This is a genomic window from Collimonas sp. OK607, assembly GCF_900111995.1.
Lineage (GTDB): Bacteria > Pseudomonadota > Gammaproteobacteria > Burkholderiales > Burkholderiaceae_D > Collimonas.
The window spans coordinates 81,170-92,661 of record NZ_FOKF01000022.1 but is presented as its reverse complement, the minus strand read 5'-3'; the positions used below and the strand labels follow the sequence as shown (position 1 = coordinate 92,661).

Annotated in this window: 12 protein-coding genes; 3 read left to right on the top strand and 9 right to left on the bottom strand. The window is 56.4% G+C overall.

The features are described from left to right. Positions 1-235: 235 nt before the first annotated feature. Together BM029_RS15885 and BM029_RS15880 are read right to left on the bottom strand one after the other, a co-directional pair. Complete coding sequence (locus BM029_RS15885; protein WP_170851100.1) at positions 236-796, bottom strand: glycine zipper family protein; 561 nt, start codon at positions 794-796, stop codon at positions 236-238. Between the two features lie 14 nt (positions 797-810). Next, positions 811-1,152, bottom strand: a complete 342-nt coding sequence (locus tag BM029_RS15880) for a hypothetical protein (RefSeq protein WP_092437617.1) — start codon at positions 1,150-1,152, stop codon at positions 811-813. Positions 1,153-1,535: 383 nt separating this feature from the next. Between BM029_RS15880 and BM029_RS15875 the strand changes: the two genes are divergently transcribed. Next, a complete protein-coding gene (locus BM029_RS15875; protein WP_092413516.1) occupies positions 1,536-2,759 on the top strand; it encodes a CaiB/BaiF CoA transferase family protein in 1,224 nt (407 codons plus the stop codon). 59 nt (positions 2,760-2,818) lie between these two features. On the opposite strand, the gene BM029_RS15870 is transcribed toward BM029_RS15875, so the two are convergent. The 6 genes from BM029_RS15870 to BM029_RS15845 form a co-directional block, all read right to left on the bottom strand. After that, a complete protein-coding gene (locus BM029_RS15870) occupies positions 2,819-4,168 on the bottom strand; it encodes an ATP-binding protein (RefSeq protein WP_092437615.1) in 1,350 nt (449 codons plus the stop codon). Beyond that, complete coding sequence (locus BM029_RS15865) at positions 4,144-4,806, bottom strand: response regulator (RefSeq protein ID WP_092437613.1); 663 nt, start codon at positions 4,804-4,806, stop codon at positions 4,144-4,146. The genes BM029_RS15870 and BM029_RS15865 overlap by 25 nt, the downstream gene beginning before the upstream one ends. 58 nt (positions 4,807-4,864) lie before the next feature. Then, positions 4,865-5,461, bottom strand: a complete 597-nt coding sequence (locus BM029_RS15860; RefSeq protein WP_092437611.1) for an undecaprenyl-diphosphatase — start codon at positions 5,459-5,461, stop codon at positions 4,865-4,867. Between the two features lie 251 nt (positions 5,462-5,712). Continuing rightward, positions 5,713-6,846, bottom strand: coding sequence for a porin (locus tag BM029_RS15855; protein ID WP_092437609.1), 1,134 nt, complete (start codon positions 6,844-6,846; stop codon positions 5,713-5,715). Positions 6,847-7,056: 210 nt separating this feature from the next. Beyond that, complete coding sequence (locus BM029_RS15850) at positions 7,057-8,484, bottom strand: sensor histidine kinase (protein ID WP_244545084.1); 1,428 nt, start codon at positions 8,482-8,484, stop codon at positions 7,057-7,059. Beyond that, on the bottom strand, positions 8,474-9,148 hold the full coding sequence (locus BM029_RS15845) for a response regulator (protein WP_092437607.1): 675 nt from the start codon (positions 9,146-9,148) through the stop codon (positions 8,474-8,476). Before BM029_RS15845 ends, BM029_RS15850 begins: the two co-directional genes overlap by 11 nt. A gap of 209 nt (positions 9,149-9,357) precedes the next feature. Here BM029_RS15845 and BM029_RS15840 point away from each other — a divergent pair, with 209 nt between their 5' ends. Continuing rightward, on the top strand, positions 9,358-10,215 hold the full coding sequence (locus tag BM029_RS15840) for an amidohydrolase family protein (protein ID WP_244545083.1): 858 nt from the start codon (positions 9,358-9,360) through the stop codon (positions 10,213-10,215). A 41-nt stretch (positions 10,216-10,256) separates the two neighbouring features. On the opposite strand, the gene BM029_RS15835 is transcribed toward BM029_RS15840, so the two are convergent. Further along, positions 10,257-11,084: a ferritin-like domain-containing protein gene (locus tag BM029_RS15835; protein WP_092437605.1), complete on the bottom strand. Its 828-nt coding sequence runs from the start codon at positions 11,082-11,084 to the stop codon at positions 10,257-10,259. Positions 11,085-11,236: 152 nt separating this feature from the next. Here BM029_RS15835 and BM029_RS15830 point away from each other — a divergent pair, with 152 nt between their 5' ends. Further along, a complete protein-coding gene (locus BM029_RS15830) occupies positions 11,237-11,470 on the top strand; it encodes a hypothetical protein (RefSeq protein ID WP_092437603.1) in 234 nt (77 codons plus the stop codon). Positions 11,471-11,492: the final 22 nt, after the last annotated feature.

Below are 11,492 nucleotides of genomic sequence, written 5' to 3'. Positions count from 1 at the left end.
GGACAGCATCGTCGCCGAAGGTTAACAGCTTTGGCGGTTGTATACAACCGCCAACCGGGTCCTTTGAACCGCTTAACTTAACGGCATTAGACTCTGACCCTAATTAACGAACCACGGAGTACATGCCATCGCATTTGATGCGACGGCAGACACACGCCAACATCAAAAAACGCTCCCCAAAATGCACAAAGACATGCATAAAGCATGTCTTTGTACTGGTAGTGATCAACCGCGATCAGTAAGGCACATAATCCGGCGGCGGCCCATAACTGTTCCCCCGTTGCGGCGGATAATAATCCGGCGGCGCCGAGTACTGCGGAGGCGGCGCATATTGACGGCGATTATTCGCATAGCCACCCGAAACCGGTACCTGGTTACCCTTGGCGTACATGCATTGGGTATACACATTGTTGTACTGACGCTGCATTCCATAGCTGCTGCGGGAAGCCGAGTCGCCGGCTACCGAACTGCCGGCCAGCAAACCAACGCCGCCGCCAATCGCCGCACCGGCGCCGGCACGGCCGGTTGCTGCACCGATCAGGGCGCCGGCCGCTGCGCCGATCACGGTACCTGCCGCTGCCGTACCTACTGCATTGTCAGCCGCCGCTTGCGGTGCATATGGTCCTACTCGGTCTTGCGCTGCGCGCTGGCAGACCGCTTCATCGTTGCGAAACTGTTCATAGCTCTTGCCGGCGCCCGGCAGTGCCATTACGTTCGGGCCGGAGGGTGCTGTTACGCAGCCGGTCAGCAAAACGGCCATCGAGGCCGCGATTACCTTGGTAGTTCCATTTATCATCACACACCGCCTTGTTATCTAGGTTGAGCTTCGTCCGGCGTTACCTTCATCCAGCCTTTGGGGCAGCGTGGAATCTGCGGGTAATAACCTGCCGGACTAGGACAGTAATACGCATAGTTCGGGGCTTGTTCTATATAGGTTTGCGGTTCAGGCGCTACATAGACCGGAGGCGGGGCGTAATACACCGGTGGCGGATAGTAATAGGGGCCTGGACCCCAATACAACGGTCCGCCTATGGTTACGCCAAAGCGCGGGCCGTAAAAGCCGCCATGGCCATAATAACCGTAGGCAAAACTGGCCGAGCTGGTGACCATCAGGCCCGCAGCAGCAAGTACCAATAACGCAATTTTTTTCATGATATGTCCTACGCATTTATCAGTTATCTAATAGTAATCCGGAGCATGGCAATCGCCAAAAGGAGTTACTTCTGGTTGCAAATGTTGGCGTCAAGATCAATCATTTTAACTCTTTGATACAAACCACCTGTTGCGCACGCATTAATGTAGGGAATTGTTGCAAGTGAGAAGCATTAGATCTGCCATCGCGCGTTCAGGTTGCCGCCAAAAACAGGTGCGTAGGGTGGGCACTTGTGCCCACGCGTGACTTCCAATTCACCGCTACCGTTTATTCCCGCTACACGTGGGCAAGAAAATTTACCCACCCTACCTAACCCTCTATAATCTGCCGATGCGCAGCATGAACACAATATAGAAACAGAATATCGAGACAGGTGACAGAAATGAAGCAGCCATCAGCAGAACAGCAATCCTCGCTCCAGGGTGTCAAGGTGATCGAACTTGGCACCTTGATTGCTGGACCCTATGCAGCCAGCCTGTTGGGCCAGTTCGGCGCCGAGGTGATCAAGATAGAAGCGCCGGGCGACGGCGATCCGCTGCGCAAATGGCGCAAGCTGCATAACGGCACGTCATTGTGGTGGTATTCGCAGAGCCGCAACAAGAAATCGGTAACGCTGAACCTGAAATCGGAACAAGGGCAGCAGATCGTGCGCGACCTGGTCAAGGATGCCGATATCGTGATCGAGAATTTTCGTCCCGGTACGCTGGAAGGCTGGGGCCTGGGCTGGGAGGATTTGTCGAAGATTAATCCGAAGCTGATCATGGTGCGGGTTTCCGGCTATGGCCAGGATGGCCCTTACCACGCGCGGCCGGGGTTTGCCGCGATTGCCGAATCGATGGGCGGCTTGCGCAACCTGGCAGGTTACCCGGACCGGCCGCCGGTGCGGGTTGGCGTCAGCATTGGCGATACGCTGGCTTCGCTGTATGGCGTGATTGGCGCGCTGTTGGCCATGCACCATCTGAACGCGAATGGCGGCAAAGGACAGTTCATCGATATCGCTTTGTACGAAGCCGTGTTTGGCGTGATGGAAAGCCTGATTCCGGAATATGCCGAGTTCGGTTTCGTGCGCGAGCGTACCGGCGCCAGCTTTCCCGGCATTTCGCCTTCGAGCACGTATCCATGCTTAAGCGATGCGCGCGGCGAACACTATGTCATCATCGCCGGCAACGGCGACAGCATCTTCAAACGCCTGATGCATGCCATCGGCCGCAGCGACCTGGCAGAAGATCCGCGCCTGGCGCGCAACGACGGCAGGGCGCAGAATAACGACATGCTCGATGCAGCAATTACGGAATGGACCTCGCAGCACGACCTGGAACATGTGCTGCAAGTTCTGGAGCAGGCTGAAGTACCGAGCAGCAAAGTCTATACCGCAGCGGATATCCACCAAGACCCGCATTTCCGCGCGCGTGACATGATCCAGCAACATGTTTTACCGGACGGTCAGCCGATCGACTTGCCGGGTATCGTACCCAAGCTGTCTGCTACCCCGGGCCAGACCAACTGGGTAGGCCCGGAACTGGGACAGCATACTGCAGAGGTGCTGGCGGCCATCGGCAGAAGTGCGGAGCAAATCGCGGAGTTGCGGCAGCAGGGAGTGATCTGAGTCTGGAGCTGAGTACCGGACAAAGTGCTGAGCATTGCGCGTGCGGTATCAGGCGGATATCAAGTAGGAAGGCGAATAATGACCTTTAAGCCATAAGGCGCATCGCTGCGGGCATGTTGCAGTTCGATCTTGCCATTTAGCCTTGCCACGATCGACTTGACGATCGACAGGCCCAGGCCGGAACCATCCTGATCGCTGCCCAGCACGCGATAAAAGGGATCGAAAACCCGCTCACGTTCCGTCTCCTGGATGCCAGGCCCGCTATCTTCTACCTCAACGGTCACCAGGCCAGGCTGCGCGTGCAGACGTACTTCCACGTTGCCGCCTGGCGGTGTATAGCGGATTGCATTGTCGATCAGGTTGCGTATCAAGGCGACGATATCGACTTCCTGCGCCGCCAGCGTAACTTCAGTATCGGCGTTGACCCCGATATCTATCTGGTTGGCTTGCGCCAGCGGCAAGCTATCCTCGACCACGCGCCGTAGTACCGCTTGCAAGGATACCTGGGTGATCTGGCTGATTCGGGAGGCGCCGGTATTTTGCGAACGGGCCAGCGTCAGCAATTGTTCCAGCAGCGCTTTGCTGCGATTCAAGCCTTGCCGCAGCGGTAGCAAGCGCGCTTTCGAGGCTGGCGAAAGGTCGGTTGCAGCGAGATTTTCCGCTTGCAGCGACAAGGCTGTCAGCGGTGAGCGCAACTCATGCGCGGCATCGGCAAGAAAGCGCCGCTGCGCATCCATGTTGTCGGCAACCCGTCGCAGCAGGCGATTGATCGAGCCGATCAATGGCCGGATTTCATCCGCCACCTGCTGCTCGTCGAGTGGACGCATGTCCTGGTCGTCGCGCCGGTCGACTTCTTGCGACAGCTTTGCAATCGGCCGCAGCATGCCACGCACCATGATACTGACCAACGCAATCAATATCGGGATCAACACCATGAATGGCATCACGGTTCTCAAGCCGCTGTCGCGGGCAATCTCGTCGCGCACCTCGGTCTGCTGGCCCACGGCCAGCCGCTGGCCGGATGCGGTCGGCTTGACAAACAGGCGCCACGGTACATGGCCCACCTTGACTGTTTGTATGCCGTCGCGCAGGTCGGCGGGCAGGTGCAGCGACGTGTCGTCGTCGCCGTCGCTTTGTGCCGGCGCCAGGATCTGGACGATGACTTTCGATTCGTTGTCCTTCATTTTTCCTGTTGCGCGACGATCCGGTGTAGCCGGCGGCAAGTCGCGGCTAAGCACCAGCGCCGCAACCTGGCGCAACTGATCGTCTTGCAGGTCGTTGGCTTCATGAAAAGCCGAAAAAAAAGAGTACACACCCGCCGGCACCGCCATGGCGAGAATCACCAGCGAGAGCCATAACGACAGCCGGAATTGCAATGAATGGCTTAGTCTTGTTTTGAAACCATCCATCCCAACCCCCTGACATTCTTGATCGACGCCGCACCCAGTTTTTTACGGATCGAATGGATCAGGAATTCCACCGCATTGCTTTCGACCTCTTCGTTCCAGCCATAGATGCGGTCTTCCAGTTCCTGGCGTGACAGAATCGCCCCAGGCCTCAGCAACAACGCGTGGAGCAAGGAGAATTCGCGGGCCGACAAGCGGGTCGCGACGCCGTCCACGGTAACTTCGCGGGTGCTGGGATCGAGAAACAAGGAACCGTTGCTCATCACCGGATTGGCGTTACCGGCTTTGCGCCGCACCACGGCGCGCATGCGCGCCAGCAATTCGCCCATCTCGAACGGTTTGATCACGTAATCGTCTGCACCCAGGTCGAGGCCGCCGATACGGTCTTCGACTGCATCCCGGGCCGTTACGATCAGCACCGGCAAACTGCTGCTTTGCTGCCGTAGCTGGCGCAGCACGGCAAATCCGTCCTGCAGCGGCAAGCCCAGATCAAGCAACATGACGTCGTAGCTTTCGCTGGCTGCAGCGCTCAAGGCTGCCGTGCCGTCGTGGACCCAGTCGACGGCATGGCTGGCGTCGCGCAACGCCATCTGGACTGCGTCGCCGATCATGCGATCGTCTTCCACCAGCAATACCCTCATTCCCGTTCCTCTCGATGGCTCAAACCGCGTCTCCGGCTGATTTTACCTTGCAGTTGGCTTATTTCAACATCCAGCCACGACGGATGAACGGCGCGAATAAACGGCCATGGATGAAGGAAGCCGATTTGAACAGCGGCCCGATAAACCATTTTGCACTGTAAAGGCAGAGCCCTGCGCTAAGCGCTGCGACTATTGCTGCACCCAGCATGTCGAGCGGAAAATGGACGCCCAGGTAAATCCGGGCCCATGCCATCGGCAGGCCGAGCAAGCTCAAGATCGCGCCAGCCTTGCGCAATTGCGGGTGCAGCAGAAGGCTGAAAGCCACCGACCATTGCAGAGTCAAGTGATCGCTGGGAAACGACGAATCGGGAGAGTGCGCAAGAAAATTGGTGCCGAGGTCGATCATGAACGGGCGCGGATGTTGCCACAATACGCCAAGCAACGCGCTGATCGACAAACCGACAACGCCACAGACGACGGCTTCCAGCATCAACTTGCGGGTTTGTTCACCGCCACGAAACCAGCCTAGCAGCAAACCGGCCGGAATCAGGAAAATCAGCCATTCCGCGAATAGCATGGCGCTATTCAGTAACAACGCCGATGGCTGCGCGCTGGCATTGATCAGCAGAAACAGCGATTGATTCAGTTCTTCCATGGTGCCCTTTGACAATATCTTGCTATGAAAAAGCCCTTGGATTGGGGCAGGTAGCTTATGACTATTGCAGAGCAGGATAGTTGCTAAAACTTAGCTGTTACTGAGGTAATGGAATAGTGCTGAAGAGCATGCGTCAGGCATGGCGATCTGAAAAAAAAGCCGGCGCTGACGAAAGTCATGCCGGCTTCGCCTGATGCCTGGATTCAAAAAAATCCATCGGCAAGAGGGTGATCAACGCATAAATTTACAGATCAGAATTTGGTGAGCATGCCTACCGCAAATTCAGTCTGGTTCTTGAAGCCATTCGCTGAAGCCACACGATAGCCGTCGGTGAGTTTCATATAGTCGGCTGCCACATACAGCTCGGTACGCTTGGATAAATGATAGCGGGTCGAGCCATAGATAGTGGATTTCTTGCCGCTTCCTGTGGCGGTCGAGCCGCTAGCGTCAGCGTACGCGTTCAGGGTGCCGGTTCCGGCCGCATTGTAAGCGGCGTTGTCGGCTTTCATTACTTGATAACCGAGTTCATAGTCAAACGAACCTTGCGGCGTGAACTTGGCCGATACGGTATATGCATTGTCCTTACGCTTGCCGAGTGCACCTTGCTCTGCGGTGTAATGGAAATAGCCGGCGTTCAAACGCACCAGATCAAAGATGTAGCTACCGCCCAGCGAATAGGACTTGTGCTTTTCGAGAGTGCTGTCGATGCCGTTGCCGACGTCAGCCTGATTGATGAAACCGGAAACGAGGAAGTTGGAGCCGTTGTAGCCGATCGCCGCGGACTTGGTGGTATTGCGTGCGAACTGGCCAGCGGTCTCGCCGAACTGATAGCCAAGGCCGGCGACCACGCCGTTATTGAATACTTTTTTCCACGTCACGCCATTGTCGTAGCGTGTGCCGGTAGCGCTGCCCGAGTAGAAAATCAGTTGCTTGAAGTTGTTGTTGTTGGTGTAGCCGCCTTCTTCCAGACCGAGCTTGGAACCGTATGCATCGCCGTAGATCTGGGAAAAATCGCGCGCCAGAGTATTTTGACGGCCCAGAACGACCTGGCCGAAAGTATCGTCTTTCAAACCGACCCACGCATCGCGGTTGAACAATACGCCTGGTGTATCCATTTCACCGGTGCCGACCACGAATTCGGCTTCCAGTTTGAAAATTGCCTTGAGTCCGCTGCCGAGATCTTCTTGACCGCGGAAACCGATCCGATTGCCGCTGAACCAGGCAACAGGGATGCCGGTCAGGCGATCACCGGCCTTGTCTGCATGATTGACGGTGCTGATGGTGGCGTCGATCAGGCCATATACGGTGACATTGGATTGTGCGGATGCTGTATTGATACAGCCGATCATCCCCAGAACTGCTAGCGCTAGTAGCGACTTTTTCATTTTGTCTCCAGATATTTATTAGTTGAATTGCTGATCGCGTGGATCAGTAGGCAAACTATAAAATTGGCTAGCTTACTAATTGCTTTCAAAGAGTGAAATGCCTGTCCCTGCTCTGTGGGTTTTGCGCCACAACGTTGAAAATTAAATCTTGCTTCTGAAAGCTAAGCGTAATCTTTTAAAAAAATATTATTTTTTTTGCACTGGACGCGGTCACTCTGTCCCACCTGTTTCGCCGCTTTTCTTCGGTAAAGCCGGAAAACTGACCGTAACGATCAATCCCTTGCCGGTAGCCGGACACGACAAAACAATTTCAGCCTGACTCGCCAGGGCAATCTCGCGCACGATAGCCAGGCCCAGGCCGGAACCATCCGAGCGGTCCTGGTGCAGGCGATAGAAACGATCGAATACACGCTCCCGTTCATCCACTGGAATGCCAGGGCCGTCATCTTCAACGCACAGCCTGATGACGGTTTCATCGTCGTTTACCGTAATGGTCACGATGCCGCCGGCGGGCGTGTAACGCAGCGCGTTATCGACCAGGTTGGCGACTAGTTCCTCCAACATAGATGGCGTGGCATGGACCATCACCGGGGCGCCGTGAAACTCGAAACCGAGATCAATACTCTTGGTCTGCGCCAGCGTTGCCAGTTCTTCTAAAACCGTCTGCACAATCTCGATCAGGTTGACATCGGTTTGGCGCAGCGGGTGGCCAATGCCGGTTTCGGCGTTGGACAGCGTCAGCAACTGGTTGACCAGCCGGATCCCGTGTTGCACGCCTTTGTTGATGGCACGCAGCGCGGCATCCTTGGTTTGTGCATCGTCGCTGCGCAGGCCGTAATTGACCTGTGTGTTGAGCACCGTCAGCGGCGTGCGCAGCTGATGCGAAGCATTGGCGATGAAACGTCCATGCGCCGACATGTGGTCGTCCAGTCGCTGCACGTAGTCATTGATGGCGTGCACTAGCGGCGCCAGTTCGGTCGGCACCGGGGTGGTATCCAGCGGATCCAGGGTGCCGGGTTTGCGGCGTTGCACGCGATCTCGCAAGCGCATCATCGGCGCCAGGCCATGCCGTAGTCCAAGCAGTAGCAGGAACACGACCAATACCAGGATAGCTAGCTGTTGCACCACGGTGTGGCCCCACATGCGGTCCGACAGCGCTTTGTAGGAATGCTGGGTTTGCGCCACTTCGATCAGTACTGCGCCCTGTGCGGGAAGGCCGAATACCGGTTGCGAAAAGGCGACAATGCGCACCGGGTCATCGCGAAAACTGGCGTTGAAATAGACCGCTTCCTCGCTATGCGGTATGCGCGGCGGATCGGGTAAGTCCAGTTGCCCGGCCAGCAGCGTGCCGTTGGCCGCCACCACGCGGTAGTACACGCGATCATGCGAATCCGATTGAAACAGCTCGAGTGCGGCAGGGGGAATCACCACCTGCAATACGTCGTCTTCGTAGTGTATCTGTTCCGCGATGATGCGCGCCGACCCGAGCAGCATCCGGTCGTGCACCACGGTGGCCATCTCGATGGCGTTAGTGTAGGTAACCCAGATGCTGAACCCGACGAACAGTATCAGCGGCACCAGCAGCCACAGCAGCAGCTGCGTGCGCAGGCTGCGCAGCGGCCGGGTGTCAGGTTTCATTGTGCTGCTTGAGCAAATAGCCGAGCCCACGCAAAGTGATGATGGCGGCGTCGCCATGTTCCAGTTTCTTGCGGATCCGATGGATATAGACTTCGATGGCATCCTGCGATACGTCTTCAGCCATCGCATACAGGCTCTCCGCCAGAGCTTGCTTGCTGACGGTCTTGCCCATTTTCATGATCAGCGTTTCCAGCACCGCATGCTCGCGGCGGGTCAGGGTGAGCGCAACGCCGTTTATCGAAAAGATCAGGCTGTTGCTGTCGTAGCTCAGCGAACCGCACTGAAGGATCGGGTTGCGCTGCTGGTTGGAACGGCGTAGGAGGGCGCGGATACGTGCTTCCAGTACGTTGACGTCGAATGGTTTTGCCATGTAGTCGTCGGCGCCGGCATTGAGGCCGACGATGCTGCCCTCGACGGAGTTGTTGGCCGTCAGGATCAGCACCGGCACGTTGTTGTGACGGTTGCGTAGTCGCTTGAGTACTTCGCTGCCGTCCAGTTTGGGCAGGGACATGTCGAGGATGACCAACTCGTATTGTTGGGTTAGCAATAAATGGTCGGCATCGGCGCCGTTATAGACGCAATCGACCGTGTATTTATTGCGATGTAAGGTAAGTGCCAGCCATTCGGATAGTGGCCTGTTGTCTTCTACCAGCAAAATTCGCATATTTTTTCCGTCTCGGGGGTCTCGCCATGACAGCTCTTGGCGATGAGGCGGATTATGAAAGGCGAGCCCCGACTTGGCTACCAAAAAATCGAGACATCTGGAATTTTCAATTGCCCGGCCAAAATCGCACATGCTAGTATTGGTCCATCCAATGGACCTTTGGTGTGAGCAAGGAGGTCCATCCGCACCGCAAAGGACACTAATCCGAGATGGACAATATGCTTGCCGATACAGCGCTTTCGCCCTTGCGCATTGATGCCCACCAACATTTTTGGCTGCTGGCGAACCGGGCCGGACAATGGCCGCCGCCGGAACTGGCGGAAATTCATCGCGACTTTCTGCCGGATCAGCTAGAGCCGCTGCTGCGGCAACATGGCATCAACGGCAGCGTGCTGGTGCAATCTCTGCCGACTATGAGCGATACCTTGTTCCTGCTTAGCCTGGCGGAACGGCATTCGTTTGTGCGGGCGGTGGTTGGCTGGGCCGATTTGAAGACTGCCAATGCTGAACAACAGATACAGCTGTTGGCCAGCCATCCGAAAATGCGCGGCCTGCGACCGATGCTGCAAGACCTTGCCGACGACTGGATTGACGATCCGCTGCTGGCGCCGGCGATCGCCGCGATGCAACGCCATCGGCTGAGCATGGATGCGCTGGTGCTGCCGCGTCACTTGCCGGCTTTGCTGAGGTTTGCCGAGCGCTATCCGGATTTACCAATCATCATCGATCATGCGGCCAAGCCGCAGATTGCCAGCGCCGCGCTGGAACCTTGGCGGGCATCGATTACCCGTCTGGCGGCGTTGCCGCAGGTGTATTGCAAGTTATCCGGGCTGGTGACCGAAGCTGCGGCCGACTGGCAGGTTGCGCAACTGCAGCCGTATGTTGCCCATGTCCTGGAGGTGTTCGGTGCGCAGCGGGTGATCTGGGGCAGCGACTGGCCGGTAGTCAGGCTGGCGGGCGATTATGGGCGCTGGCTGGCGGCGACCGACACGTTGCTGGGCGATCTCGATCCGCTCCAACGGCAACAGGTCATGGGTTTGAATGCGCAGAGCTTCTATCGCCTGTAGCGGCAAGGAAGGGTGCCATACGCAAAAGCACATGGACCCGATTAACGCAGGAACACCTTGTTCATGATTTGCGTAACCGGATAGGCCACCAGCGACTGCACCGCATGCGGCAGATCCAGTGGCCGCATGATCATCTTGATGGTCATGTCGGGCGACAGATGGTTGCGTATGGTGATGTTCATCTTGCTGTGGATCCGTTGCAGCATGGCCTGGTCGTCGGCGTGCTGCGGCGCTCTGGCGCCGAGCACGTGGCGCAGGGCGCAGGCAGCATCTTCATTTTTCATTTCCAGGGTACGACGGCGCAAGGCGCCGAAGATGCTGTGCCGGCGTAATCCCTCGTTCTGCCTGAAACGGCGGAAATAACGGAAGAAGTGTTTATAGTGATTCACTTCATCCTTGGCGATGCGCGAGGCCAGGTCCTTTAATACCGGTTCATCCGTACTGCGCGACAAGGCGCTGTAAAAAGTGGCGGTGCCAGCTTCCACCACGCAGCGCGCCACCATTTCCAAACCTTTGCTGGGCTCCAGCAGCTCGACCTTGCAATAGGTCGAATATTCATTGAGGAAATTCCGATAGGCGGTTTGCCAGTCGAATTCCGGCCATATGTGCTCGACATAGGTGCGCAGCGCCTGGCCGTGCTGCAATTCTTCAACTTCCCATTGCTCACGCAACCAATTGGAAATTTCCGGCTCGTCGCCGTAAAAATCCACCAGGTTTTGGGTATATAGATGGGAGCCGCTTTCGACAAACGAAGCGCATGCGACCAGATAGAAAAGGTTTTCATCGGGCCGGACTTGTGCGGTATTGATTTTTGAAAAATCCAGGTCGGCGATTTTCCAGTGCGTATTCTCTTCACTACCTTTGTGCATAATCAATCTCTCCATGTGGTTGTGACTGATATGGAACTTATTTCAAGGTAAGACGTGCGCTTCTACAATAGGTTCAAGGTACACGATTTTGCCGGAATGTGTGGATGTCAGGCTCATGCTACGATTAAGGATTATTTTGCAGCGAGGCCAATATGAGCGATCCAACCAAACAAAACGTCGAATATCGCGGTTACGTCATCGTGCCGAAGCCAGTGCAGGGCCACGACGATCTGTGGCATGACGGTTATCAGATTTTGAAAGCGGGCGCGAGCGTTTCCAGCCGTACCAATACGGAAAGCGCGCACACCAACCTGGATACAGCCTACGACAGCAGCGTGGAGTTCGCCAAAATCGAGGTAGATAACCTGGTTGCGCTGACGGAATAAAGTTTCCCCGGCGAGAGCCGTT

Coding starts and splice junctions, on each gene's coding strand:
- BM029_RS15885 (WP_170851100.1), bottom strand. CDS start 796: ATGATAAATGGAACTACCAAGGTAATCGCGGCCTCGATGGCCGTTTTG.
- BM029_RS15840 (WP_244545083.1), top strand. CDS start 9,358: ATGGACAATATGCTTGCCGATACAGCGCTTTCGCCCTTGCGCATTGAT.
- BM029_RS15865 (WP_092437613.1), bottom strand. CDS start 4,806: ATGAGGGTATTGCTGGTGGAAGACGATCGCATGATCGGCGACGCAGTC.
- BM029_RS15860 (WP_092437611.1), bottom strand. CDS start 5,461: ATGGAAGAACTGAATCAATCGCTGTTTCTGCTGATCAATGCCAGCGCG.
- BM029_RS15855 (WP_092437609.1), bottom strand. CDS start 6,846: ATGAAAAAGTCGCTACTAGCGCTAGCAGTTCTGGGGATGATCGGCTGT.
- BM029_RS15875 (WP_092413516.1), top strand. CDS start 1,536: ATGAAGCAGCCATCAGCAGAACAGCAATCCTCGCTCCAGGGTGTCAAG.
- BM029_RS15845 (WP_092437607.1), bottom strand. CDS start 9,148: ATGCGAATTTTGCTGGTAGAAGACAACAGGCCACTATCCGAATGGCTG.
- BM029_RS15830 (WP_092437603.1), top strand. CDS start 11,237: ATGAGCGATCCAACCAAACAAAACGTCGAATATCGCGGTTACGTCATC.
- BM029_RS15880 (WP_092437617.1), bottom strand. CDS start 1,152: ATGAAAAAAATTGCGTTATTGGTACTTGCTGCTGCGGGCCTGATGGTC.
- BM029_RS15835 (WP_092437605.1), bottom strand. CDS start 11,084: ATGCACAAAGGTAGTGAAGAGAATACGCACTGGAAAATCGCCGACCTG.
- BM029_RS15850 (WP_244545084.1), bottom strand. CDS start 8,484: ATGAAACCTGACACCCGGCCGCTGCGCAGCCTGCGCACGCAGCTGCTG.
- BM029_RS15870 (WP_092437615.1), bottom strand. CDS start 4,168: ATGGATGGTTTCAAAACAAGACTAAGCCATTCATTGCAATTCCGGCTG.